This is a genomic window from Novosphingobium sp. (genome assembly GCF_039595395.1).
Classification (GTDB): Bacteria; Pseudomonadota; Alphaproteobacteria; order Sphingomonadales; family Sphingomonadaceae; genus Novosphingobium.
This window is the reverse complement of record NZ_JBCNLP010000006.1, coordinates 600,379-617,578: the sequence shown is the minus strand read 5'-3', so window position 1 is coordinate 617,578 and position 17,200 is coordinate 600,379. Positions and strand designations below refer to the sequence as shown.

General features: G+C 64.8%; 22 protein-coding genes. 12 read left to right on the top strand and 10 right to left on the bottom strand.

Going from position 1 to position 17,200, the window contains the following annotated elements; translation table 11 throughout:
• Positions 1 to 72: 72 nt before the first annotated feature.
• The gene (locus tag ABDW49_RS22765; protein ID WP_343615506.1) at positions 73 to 993 is read right to left on the bottom strand and encodes an alpha/beta hydrolase; all 921 of its coding nucleotides are present in this window, start codon (positions 991 to 993) and stop codon (positions 73 to 75) included.
• Between the two features lie 96 nt (positions 994 to 1,089).
• Here ABDW49_RS22765 and ABDW49_RS22760 point away from each other — a divergent pair, with 96 nt between their 5' ends.
• Positions 1,090 to 1,641 (top strand): sigma-70 family RNA polymerase sigma factor, encoded by a 552-nt coding sequence (locus ABDW49_RS22760; protein WP_343615504.1) that lies wholly within the window; start codon positions 1,090 to 1,092, stop codon positions 1,639 to 1,641.
• Positions 1,638 to 2,351, top strand: a complete 714-nt coding sequence (locus tag ABDW49_RS22755; protein ID WP_343615502.1) for an anti-sigma factor — start codon at positions 1,638 to 1,640, stop codon at positions 2,349 to 2,351. Before ABDW49_RS22760 ends, ABDW49_RS22755 begins: the two co-directional genes overlap by 4 nt.
• Positions 2,352 to 2,355: 4 nt before the next feature.
• Here ABDW49_RS22755 and ABDW49_RS22750 read toward each other — a convergent pair whose 3' ends face one another.
• From ABDW49_RS22750 to ABDW49_RS22735, 4 genes are read right to left on the bottom strand one after another with little or no spacing between them, the layout of a single operon-like run.
• Positions 2,356 to 3,009 (bottom strand): DUF6134 family protein, encoded by a 654-nt coding sequence (locus ABDW49_RS22750; protein WP_343615500.1) that lies wholly within the window; start codon positions 3,007 to 3,009, stop codon positions 2,356 to 2,358.
• The gene (locus ABDW49_RS22745; protein ID WP_343615498.1) at positions 3,006 to 4,232 is read right to left on the bottom strand and encodes a cyclopropane-fatty-acyl-phospholipid synthase family protein; all 1,227 of its coding nucleotides are present in this window, start codon (positions 4,230 to 4,232) and stop codon (positions 3,006 to 3,008) included. Before ABDW49_RS22745 ends, ABDW49_RS22750 begins: the two co-directional genes overlap by 4 nt.
• Positions 4,223 to 5,017, bottom strand: coding sequence for a DUF1365 family protein (locus ABDW49_RS22740; RefSeq protein WP_343615496.1), 795 nt, complete (start codon positions 5,015 to 5,017; stop codon positions 4,223 to 4,225). Before ABDW49_RS22740 ends, ABDW49_RS22745 begins: the two co-directional genes overlap by 10 nt.
• Positions 5,014 to 6,321 (bottom strand): NAD(P)/FAD-dependent oxidoreductase, encoded by a 1,308-nt coding sequence (locus ABDW49_RS22735; RefSeq protein ID WP_343615494.1) that lies wholly within the window; start codon positions 6,319 to 6,321, stop codon positions 5,014 to 5,016. The genes ABDW49_RS22740 and ABDW49_RS22735 overlap by 4 nt, the downstream gene beginning before the upstream one ends.
• Positions 6,322 to 6,464: 143 nt before the next feature.
• Here ABDW49_RS22735 and ABDW49_RS22730 point away from each other — a divergent pair, with 143 nt between their 5' ends.
• Genes ABDW49_RS22730 through ABDW49_RS22720 form a run of 3 tightly spaced genes read left to right on the top strand, consistent with a single transcriptional unit; the run spans position 6,465 to position 8,835 of the window.
• Positions 6,465 to 7,265, top strand: a complete 801-nt coding sequence (locus ABDW49_RS22730) for a DUF1295 domain-containing protein (RefSeq protein WP_343615492.1) — start codon at positions 6,465 to 6,467, stop codon at positions 7,263 to 7,265.
• An 11-nt stretch (positions 7,266 to 7,276) separates the two neighbouring features.
• On the top strand, positions 7,277 to 8,302 hold the full coding sequence (locus ABDW49_RS22725) for a cyclopropane-fatty-acyl-phospholipid synthase family protein (RefSeq protein WP_343615490.1): 1,026 nt from the start codon (positions 7,277 to 7,279) through the stop codon (positions 8,300 to 8,302).
• The gene (locus ABDW49_RS22720) at positions 8,299 to 8,835 is read left to right on the top strand and encodes a hypothetical protein (protein ID WP_343615488.1); all 537 of its coding nucleotides are present in this window, start codon (positions 8,299 to 8,301) and stop codon (positions 8,833 to 8,835) included. Before ABDW49_RS22725 ends, ABDW49_RS22720 begins: the two co-directional genes overlap by 4 nt.
• Here ABDW49_RS22720 and ABDW49_RS22715 read toward each other — a convergent pair.
• Complete coding sequence (locus ABDW49_RS22715; protein ID WP_343615487.1) at positions 8,792 to 9,211, bottom strand: DUF2177 family protein; 420 nt, start codon at positions 9,209 to 9,211, stop codon at positions 8,792 to 8,794. The two genes, ABDW49_RS22720 and ABDW49_RS22715, sit on opposite strands and share 44 nt — an antisense overlap.
• A 133-nt stretch (positions 9,212 to 9,344) precedes the next feature.
• Between ABDW49_RS22715 and ABDW49_RS22710 the strand changes: the two genes are divergently transcribed.
• Both ABDW49_RS22710 and ABDW49_RS22705 read left to right on the top strand, forming a co-directional pair.
• A complete protein-coding gene (locus tag ABDW49_RS22710; RefSeq protein ID WP_343615485.1) occupies positions 9,345 to 9,917 on the top strand; it encodes a peroxiredoxin in 573 nt (190 codons plus the stop codon).
• A 44-nt stretch (positions 9,918 to 9,961) separates the two neighbouring features.
• Entirely contained in the window at positions 9,962 to 10,591 is a 630-nt protein-coding gene (locus ABDW49_RS22705) for a glutathione S-transferase (protein WP_343615483.1), read from the top strand.
• Positions 10,592 to 10,654: 63 nt separating this feature from the next.
• Here the strand turns inward: ABDW49_RS22705 and ABDW49_RS22700 are convergent, their stop codons facing one another.
• The 4 genes from ABDW49_RS22700 to ABDW49_RS22685 form a co-directional block, all read right to left on the bottom strand.
• Positions 10,655 to 11,296 (bottom strand): spermidine synthase, encoded by a 642-nt coding sequence (locus ABDW49_RS22700; protein WP_343615482.1) that lies wholly within the window; start codon positions 11,294 to 11,296, stop codon positions 10,655 to 10,657.
• A 263-nt stretch (positions 11,297 to 11,559) separates the two neighbouring features.
• The gene (locus ABDW49_RS22695) at positions 11,560 to 13,836 is read right to left on the bottom strand and encodes a glycosyltransferase family 4 protein (protein ID WP_343615480.1); all 2,277 of its coding nucleotides are present in this window, start codon (positions 13,834 to 13,836) and stop codon (positions 11,560 to 11,562) included.
• 21 nt (positions 13,837 to 13,857) lie between these two features.
• On the bottom strand, positions 13,858 to 13,989 hold the full coding sequence (locus ABDW49_RS22690; protein WP_281198717.1) for a hypothetical protein: 132 nt from the start codon (positions 13,987 to 13,989) through the stop codon (positions 13,858 to 13,860).
• A 1-nt stretch (position 13,990) separates the two neighbouring features.
• Positions 13,991 to 14,152 carry a hypothetical protein gene (locus tag ABDW49_RS22685; RefSeq protein ID WP_343615477.1) on the bottom strand — a complete coding sequence of 54 codons (162 nt, stop codon included), beginning with the start codon at positions 14,150 to 14,152 and terminating at the stop codon, positions 13,991 to 13,993.
• 341 nt (positions 14,153 to 14,493) lie between these two features.
• Here ABDW49_RS22685 and ABDW49_RS22680 point away from each other — a divergent pair, with 341 nt between their 5' ends.
• From ABDW49_RS22680 to ABDW49_RS22660, 5 genes are all read left to right on the top strand, one after another.
• On the top strand, positions 14,494 to 15,339 hold the full coding sequence (locus ABDW49_RS22680) for a transglutaminase family protein (protein ID WP_343615476.1): 846 nt from the start codon (positions 14,494 to 14,496) through the stop codon (positions 15,337 to 15,339).
• Positions 15,336 to 15,596 (top strand): hypothetical protein, encoded by a 261-nt coding sequence (locus ABDW49_RS22675; RefSeq protein WP_343615475.1) that lies wholly within the window; start codon positions 15,336 to 15,338, stop codon positions 15,594 to 15,596. Before ABDW49_RS22680 ends, ABDW49_RS22675 begins: the two co-directional genes overlap by 4 nt.
• 158 nt (positions 15,597 to 15,754) lie before the next feature.
• The gene (locus ABDW49_RS22670) at positions 15,755 to 16,000 is read left to right on the top strand and encodes a hypothetical protein (RefSeq protein ID WP_343615474.1); all 246 of its coding nucleotides are present in this window, start codon (positions 15,755 to 15,757) and stop codon (positions 15,998 to 16,000) included.
• A gap of 127 nt (positions 16,001 to 16,127) precedes the next feature.
• Positions 16,128 to 16,373 carry a hypothetical protein gene (locus ABDW49_RS22665; RefSeq protein WP_343615473.1) on the top strand — a complete coding sequence of 82 codons (246 nt, stop codon included), beginning with the start codon at positions 16,128 to 16,130 and terminating at the stop codon, positions 16,371 to 16,373.
• A 56-nt stretch (positions 16,374 to 16,429) separates the two neighbouring features.
• Positions 16,430 to 17,167, top strand: coding sequence for a glycosyltransferase family A protein (locus tag ABDW49_RS22660; protein ID WP_343615472.1), 738 nt, complete (start codon positions 16,430 to 16,432; stop codon positions 17,165 to 17,167).
• The last annotated feature ends 33 nt before the right edge of the window (positions 17,168 to 17,200 follow it).

Below are 17,200 nucleotides of genomic sequence, written 5' to 3'. Positions count from 1 at the left end.
TGGTCGCTCAGCAGGAGGTCTGTGACCTGCCGAGACTGCGTGGGCGACCCGAAACTATCACCAAGCCGCCCATCATCCCTGACCGTTACCATCAGATCCTGAAGGACATGCCCAGCGCTTGAGGAGGGTGACGTTATGGGCAAAATCGGCCATGTCCTCCAGAACGGAGGCGTTCCCGCGCAGCGGTTTCGCAATCGCCGTCACCAGTCCGATATGGCCAACGTCCGGATAGCTCTTGCGCTCGACCGCCACCCCCTGCCCGCGCAAGGCCTGCGCCAGCGCATCGCTGTTGCGCGGCAGAACAAGCATGTCCTTGTCTGCGCTTGCGAGAAAGGCGGGCGGCGCATCCGCCCGCGCGTAATGCACCGGCTGGGTCGAGACAGGATCGGCCACACCGGCAAAGGCCGGTTCGATAATCGGTCCCTTGAAGGGCAGGAAGTCATAGGGCCCGGCCAGTCCGATCAGCCCTTTCACCGCGCTGCGATCCGCCCCCAACCAGCGTGGATCGAGCGCGAGCATCGCTGCATTGTAGGCCCCCGCCGAATGCCCCGCCAGAACGATCCGGTCCGGATCGCCGCCCAGTTGCACCGCATGCTGGCGCACCCAGCGTACAGCCGCCGCATTGTCCTCCAGAAAGGCCGGATAATGCACCGCGGGCACCAGCCGGTAATCGGGGATCGCCACCAGAAAGCCCCGCGCGGCCAAGGCATCGCCGACAAAACCATAGCCGTCCTTCGTGCCCGAATTCCATGACCCGCCATAGAGAAAGACGATCACCGGCAAAGGCTCCGCTCCAGCCTGGCACGGCGCATAGACATCCAGCCGCTGGCGTTTCTCCGCCCCGAAGGGCGCATCATGGACGAGCCGGACACCCCCGCTGTCCCTGGGCATCAGGGCATTGAAGATACGCACCGGGGAACAGGCTGCCAGAGCCGTCACCCCCAGCATGGCCACCAGACGCTTCGTGGCGTCAAACCTGACGGATGCCATCATTCTTTCGCTCACATCCTCTTGCCAAGTGGCAGGGCTCGGCTACTCTGCACGGTATCGAAGATACGCTCCGTGTCACAGGATGGATGCAAGAGGCCGATGAATTCGGAAGAAGATCGCTCCAGCCTGGCCCTGATGCTGACACAGGTCTCGACCGGCGACCGCCATGCCTTCGAGGAAATTTACCGCGCTACCCACGTGAAGCTATTTGGCGTGTGCCTGCGTATCTTGCCTGTCAGGCAGGAAGCGGAGGAAGCCTTGCAGGAAGCCTATCTCTCGGTGTGGCAAAGGGCCGCCTCCTTCGACGCCGCGCGCGGCAGCGCCATGACGTGGCTCATCACCCTCGCCCGCAACCGCGCGATCGACCGCCTGCGCGCCAGGGGCAAGATCGCCACAGCCCCCGTCGAGCTGGCCGAGGATGTGGCCGATCCCGACCCCGATCCCGCCAGCCTGATCGAGGCCAGCCAGGACGAGCGCCGCCTCGCCCATTGCCTCGGCACGCTGGAAGGCGGCGATGCCGGGCTGATCCGCCGCGCCTTTTTCGAGGGGCTGACCTATGCCGATCTGGCGGCAAGGGCCAGCGCTCCGCTGGGCACGGTCAAGAGCCGCATCCGCCGGGCGCTGCTCAAGCTGCGTGAGTGCCTGTCATGAGCGCCGCCATGCTTCCCGAGGATGACGAGCTGCTGGCCGCCGAACTGGCCTTCGGGCTGATCGACGGCGAGGAGAAGCGCGCCGCCGAGGCACGCCTGACGCACAACGAGACTTTCGCTGCCGCCCATGCCCGCTGGCAGGATTACGCCGCAGCCATGTTCCATGACGCGGGCGAGGCGCCCCGCCCCTCGGTATGGAGCGCGATCGAGGCACGCCTGCCCGCCAATGATCGGGGCCGCGCGATGGTGTCGCGCGCCACTCTGCGCTGGTGGCAGGGCGGCGCGGCGGCGGCCTGCGCGGCGGCGCTGGTGCTGGGCGTTGTGGCGATGCAGAAACCGGCGCAGGTCTTCGTGCGCATCCCTGTGGCGCAGGCTCCCATCGCACCGATGGTGGCGGTGTTGACCGGCAAGCAGGGTCTGGTCACCGTGAGCTTCGACCCCGCCAGCGCGCGGATGACCTCGGCCGCCAGCGGTCTCGCGCTGGGCGACCATGTGCCCGAGCTTTGGGTGATCCCCGCAGATGGCAAGCCGCGCTCGATGGGCGTGATGAACGCAGCCGCGCCGGGCTGGGGCAAGGTTCCGGCAGAGGCTGCCGCGGCGCTGTCGGCGGGCGTGACGCTGGCCGTCTCCGTCGAGCCGGTCGGGGGCTCACCCACAGGGCTGCCAACCGGTCCGGTGATCCTGACCGGCAAGATGGCCACCACAAGCTGAGGTATCAGGCCTGCCGCTCGTAGCGGATCGGCGCGCCGCCTTTCACAAAGGACAGGCCAGCCCATCCGGCATGATCGTCGTAGAACATATCGAGCTGCACATCGCCCGTCAGCGCATAGCGACGCGCCAACAGACTTGCGCCATCGGCGGCGGGAATGGTTTCCATGCCCTGCGCGGCGACATGGGGCCGCATGAGCCGCCCGTCCTGCGTGTTGATCCAGGGGCCCTCCAGCTCGCGCCGGTTCCAGTGGGTGGCGGGCAGCGCATCGGCGGGGGCGGCATAGCGCGGCGCCTTGGTGCCCTGCACCATCAGCACGCCGCCCTCCCGCCGGGCCGAGACCTTGTAAGGTGTGCCATTGTCGCTGGTCTCGGCGTCGAGGGCCATCACCTGTTGCCCCTGCCAGCGCTCCACGGCCTGATGACGGTAGTGATAGAGCGTGATCCCGGCGATCCTGAAGACCAGATCGACGGCGACCTGAACATTGAGCGCATCGCCCTCGGATGCGAAGGTGAGGACATGGGTGCCCAGCTTCGAACCCTTGCGCAGAATGTCGAAGCCCAGCCGCCGTGATGGCGGAATGGGCAAGGCCGCCATCAGCGCATCGGGCATCGCCGCAAGGGCCACCACGCCGATCATCATGCCGCGCCGGTCCATCATGCCCTTTGCTCCAGCACATAGAGCCCGACATCGATGGTGCCGCTGCGGAAACCCGCCTCGCAATAGGCGAGATAGTAGTCCCAGAGGCGCTGGAAATCGGGCTGGAAACCCAGCGCCAGAATGCGCGGCCAGGCGGCATGAAAGCGCGCGCGCCACAGCGACAGCGTGTCGGCATAACCCGCGCCAAAGGTCTCGCGATGGGTGATGGCCAGACCGGCACGTTCGGCCTGAGCCCCCAGCAAGGATGGTGTCGGCAGCATGCCACCGGGAAAGATATAGCGCTGGATGAAATCCGGATTGCGCTTGTAGGCGGCAAAGCGATCCTCGCGAATGGTGATCGCCTGGAGCACGATCCGCCCGCCTGGACGCAGGCCGGCGCGCAATGTCTCGAAATAGACCGGCCAATAGGCCTCGCCCACCGCTTCCAGCATTTCGATCGAGACGATGCGGTCGAAACGCTCGCTTATGGCGCGATAATCCTGAAGGCGCAGATCGATCCTGTCCTCCAGGCCACCGGCTCTCACCTGCGCTCGCGCATGGTCCAACTGCTCGCGCGACAGGGTGAGGCCGGTGACCCTGCGGCAGGCCGGCGCCAGATGCTGCGCCAGTGCTCCCCAGCCGCAACCGATTTCCAGAACATCGTCCTCGCCATTGAGGTCCAGCAGGGCGGCGATGCGCTCCAGCTTGGCCTGCTGGGCGGCCTCAAGGCTGGTGCCGCGCGGGATGGCGATGGCCGAGGAATAGGTCATGCTCTCATCGAGCCACAGGCGGTAGAAATCATTGCCCAGATCGTAATGGAAGGCGATGTTGCGACGGCTGCCATGCGCCGAGTTGCGATGCAGGAAATGGCTGAGTTTGCGCCACATCCGCACCGGCCAGAAGCCTTCCAGCGTGCCGTCGAGCCGGGCGACATTCTGCGCGGCCAGCGCGATCAGTTGCGGCAGGTCCGGGCTGGTCCAGTCGCCCGCGATATAGCCCTCGGCAAAACCGACATCCCCGCGCGTCAGCAGGCGGCGGAAGGCCATGCCATTGCCCATCTCGATCACCCCATGCGGACCGGGCAGCGCGCCAGCATGATCGATCCTGACGCCCGAGGGCAGGATGATCGTCAGCCGCCCGCACTGCAGATGCCGCAGAGCGCGGCGGATCAGCCAGGGCGTGGCCCGCTGCGGCTGCGGCGTGACAGGGGCCAGAGCGGCCTGTGCTTGCTCGTTCAGATACATGCGCCCTCGCCTGTCTGGGTTGGAATGGAGATGGGGTGGTCGGGCGGCGCGGGGCAGGTGTGCACCGGCACGCCCTTCGCCCACAGCCGCGCCGCTTCCCACGCGATACCGCCCACCACCTTGAGCGTGAGCAGCGGATGGGTGACAAAGACGCGCAGCAAAGCCCCGTCGGTCAGGTTGCGGCGCCGCGCGGCATGGGAGGCCATCAGCACCGGCCCCAAGCCGTCCGAGACGGTGATCACGATGGACAGAGTCTCGGCAGGCGCCGCGACGGTGAAACTGTAGCCCATCTCCATCCCCATAAAGGGCGAGACGTGAAAGGCCTTGGGGCAGCTCTGGCGGATTTCGGCCGCCTGCCCCGCCGCCACCGGCAGCAGATAGCTGTGGCGCTGACCGAAGGTGTTGTTCACCTCATAAAGGATGGCCCGCAGGCGCCCATTGCGTCCATGGCAGAAAAAGACGCTGAGCGGGTTGAAGGCAAAGCCCAGAATGCGCGGCATGGTCAGCAGGCGGATCGGCCCGCCATCGGGCACGATGCGCGCCGCCCAGAGATGACGCTCGACCTGCGTGCGCAGCGGCGTGGCACTGCCATCGCCGTAATCACGGTCGTAAAAGGAAAAGAGGTTGAAGCGCCCGCGCGAAAAGATTCGCAAGCCTGCCGCCAAAGCATCGATCCGGTCCAGATCGAGCAGCAGCGAAAACACGCCATAGCGCAGCCGATGCCGACGCGGACGCAGCCGCTGATGCGTCACCTGGCCGACATAGAGGGCGCTCTCGTCGCTCATGCCGCCTGCCTTTGCGGCAGGGCGATGCGCCCGGATTCATCTTTCACCAGCCAGGGGCGACGCACCCCGCCCAGTTGCTCGGCCACGGCGAGGCCCGCCTGCAGACCGTCTTCATGGAAACCGGCACCGAAATAGGCCCCGGCAAACCAGGTGTTGCGCGCACCCTGCAAGGACCAGAGGTCCTGCTGCGCCCGCCCGGCGGCGGCGTTGAAGATGGGATGATGATAGATCTCGCGCCGGTGGACCAGTGCCGGGTCTGGCTCGATCAACGGATTGAGTGTGACGAACAGCAGCGCATCCTCGGGCAGGCCCTGCAAACGGTTCATCCAATAGGTGACCGACAGATCGGGATCGCTCCCCCTCGTTTGCGATGCATAGTTCCAGCTCGACCAGCCCCGGCGGCGCCTGGGCATCACACGCGGGTCAGCATGGAGCACGGCCTCATTGCTGCGATAGCCAAAGGCTCCCAGGCTTCGCCTTTCGGCTCCATCGGGATCGGCCAGCAGCGCCAGTGCCTGATCGGCATGGGTGGCGATCACCACATGGTCGAAATGCCGCTCGCCATCATCGAGATGGAGATGCACGCCATCATCGCTGCGCCGGATGCGCCGGACCGGTCGGCCGGTAACGATACGGTCGGCGAAAGATGCGGTCAGCCGCTGGACATAGGCGCGGCTGCCGCCCGTCACGGTGCGCCATTGCGGGCGGCGGCCCAGCTTGAGCAGGCCGTGGTTCTCGCAAAAGCGGATAAAGGCGGCGGCGGGATGGTATGGAATGTCGCGCACCGGGGTCGACCAGATGGCGGCGGCCATGGGATAGAGGTGGTCCTCCCGAAAAGCCGCGCCGCAGCCGAGCAGATCGAGATAGGCGCCGAGCGGTTTATCGCCCAGCAACGGCAGATCGCGCGGGGCACAGCGATAAAAGCGCTCCAGATCGCGCAGCATCGACCAGAAGCGGGGCGAGACAAGGTTGCGTTTCTGGGCAAACAGCCCGCCCAGATCGGTGCCGGCATATTCCAGCCGCCCATCATCGAGCGACACGGCAAAGCTCATCTCCGCAGGCTGGGTCGGTACCTCAAGATGGGCGAAAAGCGCGGTGAGGTTGGGATAGGTCTGCTCATTGTAGACGATAAAGCCGGTATCGACGGGCGTGTCGCCCACCATCACCGTATGGCTGTGGCCGCCGATCCGGCCTTCGGCTTCGAACAGGGTGACCCGGTGGCGCTGGCTCAGCAGCCAGGCCGCCGACAGGCCGGAAATGCCGCTGCCGACGATGGCGATCTCAAGAGTTCTCTCCTGCCGCATAAGCGTGCCTGCCTCCTGGCCCGTGCAGGCTGTGGCACCTGCGCGTCGGAAGCAGCTACGCAGACCCAATGGCTGCGGATGCGCCGTGCCGTAAAATTTTTGCGCCATGCATCCGTTGCCGCGCAGCCCGCGTAGCTGCTGCCATGGAGCTGATCCTGCCCTGTGCCCTAAGCCTTGCCGCCCTGTCGCTGATCATGGCGGGGGCGTGGCTGATCGCCCGCGAGCCGGGCCGCTCGGGGTGGATCGATGCGATCTGGTCGCTGGCGGTGGGGCTGGTGGGAGCAGGCGCGGCGCTGGTTCCTCTGGATGGCACCATCGCGCCGCGTCAGGGGCTGGTGGCAGCCATGGTGGCGCTGTGGGGGCTGCGGCTGGGGGGCCATATCGCGCTGCGCACGGCAGGTCATGGCGACGATCCGCGTTACGCCCAGTTGCGGCGCGAATGGGGGGAGCGCTTTCCCGCGCGGCTTTTCGCCTTTCTGCAGGTCCAGGCTTTGGCGGGCTGGCTGCTGGTGCTCTGCGTGATGCTGGGCGCGCATCGCCCTTCGCCCTTTCCCGTATGGAGTGACATCGCCGGAGGGCTGGTGCTGATCGCCGCCGTGGCGGGCGAAGGGCTGGCCGATGCGCAGTTGCGTGGTTTTCGCAAGGCACCCGCCAACAAAGGCCGCATCTGCGACACCGGATTGTGGGCCCTTTCGCGCCATCCCAACTACTTTTTCGAGTGGCTCGGCTGGGTGGCCTATGCGGTGATCGCCATCGGGCCCGATGGGCTATGGCTGCCGGGCTGGCTGGCGCTGACCGGCCCGCTCTTCATGTATGGGCTGCTGGTCCATGTCTCGGGCATTCCGCCGCTCGAGGCGCATATGCTGCGCTCACGCGGGGACGCCTATCGCGCGCTGCAGCGGCGCGTGCCCGCCTTCTGGCCCCTGCCCCGCTTCCGCCCTTGAGGAGATCCGTGATGAACGCTGTTGCCAGCCTGATCCGCGCCGCCGAAAGCCTGCCCCTGCCCGATCCGCTGACCCGCGCCGGGATCGACATGCTGGTGGGCATGCGCCGGCGCAGCCTGACGGATGGTCCCGACCCCAACGCCGATTTCGCCCGCAGGATGGTCGACCACCCCATCGCCGAACACACGGATACCGCCAACCAGCAGCACTATGAGTTGCCCCCGCGCTTCTTCGAGCTGACGTTGGGGCCCAAGCGCAAATACAGCTGCTGCCTGTTTCCCCATGGCGATGAAACGCTGGCAGAGGCGGAAGACGCCGCGCTCGACGCCACGATCGACCATGCGGATCTTGCCGAAGGTCAGGCCATTCTGGAACTGGGCTGCGGCTGGGGTTCGCTCAGCCTCACCATGGCGGAGCGCTTTCCCCAGGCGCGCATCACCGCCGTCTCCAATTCAGCGCCGCAACGCCGCTTTATCGAGCAGGAAGCCCGCGCCAGAGGCCTCACCAATCTGCGCGTCATCACCTGCGACATGAATGATTTCCACCCCGAGGCCCGTTTCGACCGCATCGTCTCGGTCGAGATGTTCGAGCATATGGCCAACTGGCGGGATCTGCTGGCGCGCGCACGCGGCTGGCTGGCGCCGGAGGGCCGCCTGTTCCTTCATGTCTTCAGCCATCGCAGCCATCCCTATCGCTTCGACACGACGGACAAGACCGACTGGATAGCGCAGCATTTCTTCACCGGTGGCATCATGCCCAGCCACGGGCTGATCGACCACTTCGCGCAAAGCTTCACGGTCGAAAAGAGCTGGCGCTGGGATGGGCGGCATTATCAGCGCACCGCCAACCTCTGGCTGGCCAATTTCGATGCCAACCGCGCGGCTGTAGATGAGCAACTGGCCCTGGTCTATGGCGACAAGGCCGCCTTGTGGGGGCGGCGCTGGCGCCTGTTCTATCTGGCGACGGCGGGACTCTTTGGCCATGCGCAGGGTCGCGAATGGGGCGTGAGCCATTACCGGCTGCGCCCCACCCCATGAGTTTGGCCCGGCGTCTGCGCGCCTATGCGGCCCATCCCGATCCGGCCACTTCGGCCTGCAACCGGATCGCGCTGCTGGTGGCCTCCAGCCAGCCGACCTATCCGCTCTATATCGCCGGGCTGGTGGGCCGTGAAGGGTGGGTGGCCTGCGTCACCTTTCTCTCGACGCCCTTCTTCCTCGCGGTTCCCGCGCTGGCCCGGCGCAACGCTTCAGCCGGGCGGACCTTGCTGGTGCTGGCGGGCGTGGGCAATGCCGTGTTGGCAACCAAGGCGCTGGGGACCGTATCGGGCGTGGAAGCCTTTCTGGTTCCGACCGCATTGATTGCCCTGCTGGCCTTCAGGGGCCGCCTCAGGCTCGGGCTGGTGCTGGTGAATGTGTTCGCCACCCTGCTGCATGGCGCTTACGGCACACCTTGGGCAGAGTTTTCCGCGCAAAGCTATACTGCTTTGCTGCGGCTCAATGCCTGCAGCGCCGGTCTGCTTTCGGTGGTCATCCTGTGGACGCTGATCCCCCGAGCCAGCGCGCGGCGATAAAGCCGATGGTGGCCGCCAGTGCGGTCAGCATCGTGCCCCAGCACAAATCCGCCAGCGTGATCGCCAGCGGCCAGTCGCGCAATGTCGCCTGATTGGTGAGATCATAGGTGGCATAGGCCATCAGCCCGAGCAGCGCGCCGCGCCATGTCGCGCCATACCAAACCCCAGCGCTCCGCGCCGGTGCTATGGCAAAGATGAGGATGCCTGCAATATAAAGCACGTAGAAGGCAATTGCCGGGGCAAACGCGAAACTCTCGCGCAGCATTCCGCCCAAAGCCGGGCGATAGAGCCGGCTCGCCATCATGCTCAACCACACGGCGTCGCAGCCCAGAAAGCCGATGGCGGTGACAAGATAGGTGATAAGCCAAAGCCGCATGATCTGTGCCAAACCGCCTGTCGCTGGAGCCGCCCCACCGAAGATGGAATGAACGCAGCCCAGTCCGGTTCCGCAAAGATAGCTGCATCCAAAGAGCTGCTGTTCACGTAATGATGTGGAGAGGAGACCTTCCATGCCCTTTCGTTCGAAACGCCTGATCCCCATCGCGCTGGGTGCCGTGGCTCTCGCCGGATTGGTTGTCGCCCTGCCGGGCACATCCGCTCTTGCCGCCTTGCCCCAGGGCGCCGCCGCGCCGGATTTCAGCACGCAGGCTGTGCTGGCAGGCAAGCCTTTCGCCTTTCATCTGGGCGATGCGCTGAAAAAGGGCCCGGTCGTCCTCTATTTTTTCCCGGCGGCCTTCACCAGCGGCTGCACCATTGAGGCCCATGACTTTTCCGATGCGACCGAGGCGTTTACCGCTGCCGGGGCCACGGTCATCGGCCTGTCGCACGATCCGCTCGACAAGCTCAGCCGCTTTTCCGTGACCGAATGCCGCAACAAGTTTGCCGTGGGCGTGGCGGGCAGTGATGTGATCAAGGCCTATAAGGTCAAGCTGCCGGTGCTCTCCATGTCGGACCGCACCAGCTATGTCATCGCGCCCGATGGCACGATCCTGATGTCCTATTCCGCCTTCAGCCCGCAGGGGCATGTCGCAAAATCACTGGCGGCGGTGAAAGCCTGGCGGGCGGCCCACCCCGCTTCCTGAACCTTGGCCTGCCAGGGACGTCAGGACATGGAAGGAGCCTGCCCGTGATCACCGTGCATCATCTGGAACACTCGCGCTCGCAGCGCGTCCTTTGGCTGCTGGAAGAGCTGGGGCTGCCCTACGCGGTCAAGCACTATGCCCGGAACCCCAAGACGATGCTGGCGCCGCCAGAGCTGCGCGCGGTCCATCCGCTCGGCAAATCGCCGGTCATCGTCGATGACGAAGCCCGGCGCACCATCGCGGAAACCGGGGCGATCATCGCCTATCTGGTCGACAAGGCCGGTGGAGGTCTCGGGCCCCCGGCCGATGAAGAGGGCATGCTGCTCTATCGCTTTTACATGCATTATGCCGAAGGATCGCTGATGCCGCCCCTGCTGGTCAAGCTGGTGCTCGGCAAGGTGCCGCTGCTGGGAGGGCTGGCGCAAAAGCGCATCCAGCCGATGATCGACGTCCATCTCGATTTCGTGGAAAACGAACTGGCTTTGCGCCCGTGGTTCACCGGCGAGAGCTTCACCGCCGCCGACGTTATCATGAGTTTTCCGCTCGAGGCCGCGCGGGATCGAGGGGGGCTCGATGCGAGCCGCCCCGCAACCACGCGCTGGCTTGAGAAGATTCACAAGCGATCGGCCTATCAGGTCGCCTTATCCAACGGTGGGCCATATCGGTTCGCATGAGCCATCAATCACATGCTCACGCAGCTCCCCAAAGAGGCCCCCTGATAAGGGTTTCGAAGCGGTTCAGCGGGCTTCATCCGCCGGGTTCTGCGCAAACCAGATTACATGATGTGCCCCCAGATCGCCCTCACCTTCCCGGACGCTGATCATCTCCACCGTGAAACCGGCTCTGCGCAGGCGGATGGTGAAGCCGGAAAAGGGCTGACAGGACCAGACCGCCAGAATGCCGCCCGGCCGGAGCGCCCGCCGCGCCATCTTGAGCCCCCGCGTGCTGTAGAGATGATCGTTGTCGAGCCGCGTGATCCCCTCGGGCCCATTGTCGACATCCAGCAGGATCGCGTCATAGGCGCCGCGCGCCGCATCGATCAGCATGGCGACATCGTCCTGCACCAGCATGACACGTGGATCGTCGAGACATCCCGCCGTCAGCGCCTGCATCGGGCCGCGCGCCCATTCGATGATGGCAGGCACGATCTCGGCCAAGGTAACACTGGCGTCAGCGCTCAATTCAGCCAGGGCCGCGCGCAGCGTATAGCCCATGCCATAGCCACCGATCAGCCATTGCTGCGCATCGGAGCGGCCGAGGCGCTGCGCGGTCATGGTGGCCAGGGCTTCCTCGGAAGCGCTGACCAAGGTGCTCATCAGCGCCGTATCCTCCAGCAGGATGGCAAAGGCGTCACCGCGCTGGACAAGGCGCAATTCCACCCCATCGGGCACTTCGGCCCAGCCGATCTCCTGATCGATGGGCTGGTCGGGTTCAAACGAGCGGGGCTCCGGCGCCGATTCTAGGTCGATGGTGTGTATGCCTTCTCTGCAATCTTCGGTTCAGTCTCGGATGCCATGGCAGCCGCCCTGACGGCAGCGACGCGTCGGTCCGGAAAGATCCTGTTCCTGTCGTCTGTTATCACTGTGCAATCATGACCTTTCCGTCATCATGAGGTGCGGCGATGGGGAAGCTTCTGTCCTGCTCACCCATCCAGGGGCACCTTGTCCGGCGGGCTGTCGGGCGGTGCCGGAAACGAAGGGCCGCGACGCACCATCGCGCGCATATCCGCCAGCGCAAGAAGATAGGACAAGACGGATTCCGCACCGCGATTGTCATTCGCGCGATCGGGATGCAGCCCGTCGCGGCAGCTACCGCTTTCTATGTCCACAAGCGACACGGCCAGATCGTTCTCCCCCAGGAACCAGGCAAAAGCCTGATGGGCCGACGATATCCAGAGCTCGCTTCGATCGTGCTGCCGCGCCGCACGGCAGGCCGCCACGGTCGCGCAGGCTTCCAGCGGCTGTTGATCGAAGGGCAGAGGTGTGCGTTGGGCCAGCATGAAGCCTTGCGATCCGATGGGGCGGAAATGCCCGGCTGGCGCCGTCTGCATCCCCAGCAGCCAGCGCAGGCTGGCCAGACCCGCCGCCAGCATGTCCGCGTCGCCGATGCGCCCCCCGGTACGGATCAGCGCCTCGCACAGGCGGGCATTGTCATAGGTCAGCCGGTCTTCAAACCACGGCCACGGATCGGTCGCGGTGTCGCGCAGCAGCCGGACCAGACGCCCGGCCAGACGGTGACGTATCGCATCGGCCACCGTGTCGCCCGGATGCACCGGGCAATAGGCATCCAGGCCCAGCAGGGCAAAGGCCCAGCTTCGCGGCGCGGTGAACTCCAGCACGGTGGGCAAGGCTTCCACGAAAAGATCGGTTGCCCAGGCCGCCAGCCCCGGATCGGATGAAGCAGCACAGACCCCCAGCGCCCAGAGCGTGCGTCCATGGCTGTCCTGCGATCCGGCGGGTTCCAGCCAGCGCCGCTCGAAACTCATGAAATTGCGGAAACGGCGATAGTCCGAATTCCAGGCATGCTGGACGAAGCTGGCAAAATGCGCGGCCAGCGCCAATGCCCCGTCGAGCCGGTTGTCAGGCTGGATGCAGAGCAGCAGGGCGCGGGCATTGTCATCGACGCAATAGCCATGGCGGCGGTCGGGAATGGAGCGGATGGCGTGCTGGAACAGGCCGGTGTCGTCGCACATCGCCTTGAAATGCCGGTTCGAGGTGGCGGGCAAAGGCAGGATCGGCAGAGCAAGGGGCGCAGCACGACCCGCCCGCAAGCGGATGCCGACCGGTGAGCGCAAGGCCTCACGGAAAGCCTCGCCATAGCGTTGCGCCACATGGGCCCAGATCATCGGACGGCTGGCGACATAGGCGTTGTTGGCCATGACCTGCCGCGCCGGCCCGTCGACCAGCAGGTCGGCCACGGCCTCACCCATGCGCGGGCCGTCGTCAAAGGGCACCAGCATGCCCGATCCGTTGCCCAGCAATTCGGCCGCGTGCCAATAGGGGGTGGAGACCACCGCACGCCCCAGCCCATGCGCATAGGCCAGCGTGCCCGAGGTCATCTGCGCCTCATCGCGGTAGGGCGTGACATAGACATCGCACATGGCGATATGGTCGAGCAGTTCGGGCCGCTCGGCAAAACGGTTGAGGAACACGACATGGTTGCCCAGCCCCAGCTCCTCGACCCGCTCCATCAGGCCGAGGCGATAGCTCTCCCCGGCGTCGCGCAGCAGATGTGGATGCGTCGCGCCCATCACGACGTAAACGGCATCGGGGCAGCGCTCCACAATCGCGGGCATGGCCTCGATCATGGTCTCGATGCCCTTGTTGGGGCTGATCAGGCCGAAGGTGAGAATGACCTGACGCCCCGGAAAGCCCCGGCGCTGTTTCGCCGCATCGCTATCGGCAAAAGGCTCGTCGGGAATGCCATGGGGGATGACACAGATCTTGCCCGGATCCGCGCTATAGGTCTCGATCAGGATCGAGCGCCCCTTTTGCGCCATGACGATGACCCGCGCTGACGCCGCCAGCACCGCCTCCATCACCACCCGCTGCGCCGGGCTGGGCCGGTCGAGAACGGTGTGCAGCGTGGTGACCAGCGGCATGGTCAGCCCCGCGATCAGATCGAGGATCAGGCATCCGGCCTCGCCGCCGAAGATGCCGAATTCATGTTGCAGGCAGGCGACATCATAGCCCGCCTCATTGATGGCATCGGCGGCGGCGCGATATTGGGCCGGATCGTTCTGATCGATGCTGCGCACCACATGGGCGGGCCACAGATAGTCACCGCCCGGATCGCGCATCGCCAGAATGCCGCTCTCGACGATCTCCGGCAGCATGCTGACAGCCTGCTCCAGATCGGTGGTGAAGGTGGCGATCCCGCAGCGGCGCGGCAGGGCGTTACCGATGAAGGCGACGCGCAACTGTGTGCCCAGAACCTTGTCTCAGAGCTTGCCTTTCGGCTTCTGGATCAGCGTGCTGACCGGCGAATTCGGCAGGGCCACAGGCGCTGCCTTCGGCTTGGCGGCCTTGGGCTTGCGGATTTCGCGGGTGCTGCGTTTTTGTCCCTTGGCCATATCAGCGGGTTCCTCTCTGCAACGGGGAGATGGCCGCGACACGCGATGCCTGCCCCGCCTTGCCAGCGGGGCCGCCTGCCGAGGGATCATAGGGGCGGTGCGGATAGGGATAGGCGCGCAGCAACCGCTGGGTGATCGCCAACTGCCGGCGATGGCGCAGCATGTGAACAGAACTGTTGGAAGTATTGCATCCAATCAATGCGATCTGTTCATCGAAAAGAATCTGGTTGGGGCACATAAAGCGCACTCCTGCTTCAAGCGGGGGCGCAGTCAGTCCCTCTGTCACATGTGGCTTGGATTATCATCAGGTGATGGCGATGCCCTACACCACTTTTACGATTTTGCAGACTCAATTCGATGTGGTAGAGAAAAATAGAAAATATATTTGTCGCTTTGAGAGCATTTATCTGCTCTGCGTGAGGGAGCCTTTTATGGCCCTCTCCCTTCGGTCCAGCGCCATGCCCGCTCTCGCGAAGCCTTCTCCTTGCATGCAGGAGCGTCAGGATGCTGATCCGCGCCGGATATGACATGGCCTTCGAAGCCGATCTGGCCACGCCGATGCTGGCCGCGCTCAGCGTCCATCCCTCGCGCAACCGCGATCTGCGCAGCATGCAGCGGATCACCACCGTGCCCGAGGTGCCCCTGTATGATTATATGGATGGCTTCGGCAATATCTGCACGCGGCTGACCATGCCGGCGGGCGGCATCACCCTGTCGTGCAGCTTTACCATCGAGGATGCTTTCATCCCCGATGCTGTCGCACCCGATGCCCAAGCCGTGCCGGTCAGCGATCTGCCCGATGAGATCATGGTCTATCTGCTGGGCAGCCGTTATTGCGAGACGGACCGGCTGGTGGACATTGCCTGGCCGCTGTTCAGCCGGATCACGCCGGGCTGGGCACAGGTGCAGGCCATTGTCGCCTATACGCATCAGCGCATCGCCTTCGGCTATGAACATGCCCGCCCCACCAAGACCGCTTTCGACGCCTGGCGGGAACAGACCGGTGTCTGCCGCGACTATGCCCATCTGGCGATCGCCCTGTGCCGCTGCATGAACATCCCCGCCCGCTATTGCACCGGCTATCTGGGGGATATGGACCTGCCCGCCGTGGTGGGCGACATGGACTTTTCCGCATGGTTCGAGGTGTTTCTGGCCGGGGGCTGGTACACTTTCGATGCTCGCCATAACAGCCCGCGCGCCGGGCGCATCCTGATGGCGCGCGGACGTGATGCCGCCGATGCGGCGCTCGTCACCACCTTCGGCCTGTCCAAGCTGTCGCGCTTTCAGGTCCATACCCACGAAGAAGCGCGCGATCGCGCTTTCCTCCTGCCTGCAAGGATCTGGACATGACACTCTCAGCCGCATTTTGCCGCGCCCAGGAAGCCCTTCAGCTTCAGCGCGCCGACAGCGAACCCCTCGAAAATGTCCGCAAGATCGCTCGGGCTGCCGCCAAGGCGTGGAACACCGAAGCCGCATGGGCCGAAAGCCGCGAAAACGGTCATGCCACGGTGCCCCGCCTGCGCCTGAGCCCCCAGGAGCGGGAAGAAGACCGTCAGGAAAGCGGATCGCTGAGCGAGAATCCCGATCGGGGGTTGTCCGATCGTTGAGGATGCCATGAGAGGGCAGAATAGCCTGGGACAATCCGCCATGCCTCACCTCATCGCAAAGACGCCAAGCCGGCGGGATTTGCTTTGACCTTTGCGCGAAAGAAGCGCTGAGATCGTGGGGCACGCGACATTTCGCGAGTCCGCCTGAGGACTGCGCCATGCCTGAACTCGCCTTCAACTCGACCGTGACTCTCTGGCGGCTGGCCGCCGACCATGGCGGGGTGATCCGCAGCCTGCTTCAGCAGGGCGACTGGACCTTCGGCACCGCAATCACCCATGTGCTCGGCCAGCCCGGTGATGAACAATGGCGTTTTGCCGTGGTTCACGGCACCTTCGCGATCGATCATCTCGATATGCAGCGTCTGGCTGGCACGAGCGGCTTTGAGCAATGGCAAAGAGGTTAGGAAAGCCTCATCCACCCGCCGGACCGCGAGGAGGCCGCAACGGCGCTAACCGCACTGACCTTTGCCGCAAAAGAGCGCCGGCATGAATGGGCACGCGAAAGCCCGCGTGTTCCATGAAGGAAAGCCCATGAACACGCTTCCGTTCGATGCTTTCGTGACGCTGTGGAAATTTCAGCATGATCCGCTCGGGGTGGCGCGCAGCATGCGGCAGGAAGGCGACTGGACGCTGGGCCTGGCCATTCGCCATGTGATCGGCCGTCCTCTGGAAGATCAATGGCGCTATGAAATCGTGACAGACGATCTGGTGCTCGATCACGTCGATGCCACGCAGATCGCCTATACCAGACATTTTCGCGCCTGGGACAAGGATTGACGGAATGCATGACTGTCATGTTACCGGAACCTGGATGGTGCAACCTACGTGCCATCATGACAAACGCCACAGCCCGCCAGAGCCCGACCATCAGCCTGATCGTCCCCGCCTATAACGAGGAGGATTATCTCCCCGCCTGCCTCGATGCGATCATGAACAATGTCGCGGGCGAGGCGCTGGAAATCATCGTCATCGACAACAACAGCACGGATCGCACCCGGCAAATCATCGAGGGCTATCCGGGCGTGACCTATGTGTTCGAACCTCACAAGGGCATCACCCGCGCCCGCCAGTGCGGCTTTCAGGCGGCCAGCGGCGAGATCATCGCCTATGTCGATGCCGACACCAAGCCGCCCGCCGGCTGGATCACACAGATCCGCGAGCAATTCGCGGCGCGCGAGTCTCTGGCCTGCCTGTCGGGCCCTTACAGCTTCTACGATCTGGGGCGGGCGCGGAACGGGATTTCCAGAGCTTGGTTCATCGCGGCAAGGCCGCTCTACAAGCTGACCGGCTATATGATGGTGGGCGGCAATTTCGCGATCCGCCGCGATGTGCTGGAAAAGATGGGCGGGTTCGACCGGACGATCGAATTCTATGGCGAGGACGTCGACATCGGGAAACGCGCCAGAAGCCATGGCAAGGTGCTGTTCTCGCCCCGCTTCGTCATGCCGACATCGGGGCGCCGCATGCGGAAGCAGGGCTTCGCGCGCATCGCCGGCCTCTATTTCGCCAATTACCTGTCCATCGCCGTTCGCGGCAAACCGGCCACCAGACATTATCAGGACATTCGATGAGCCTCTGAACGGACGGTGGTTCAAGGGCGGAAA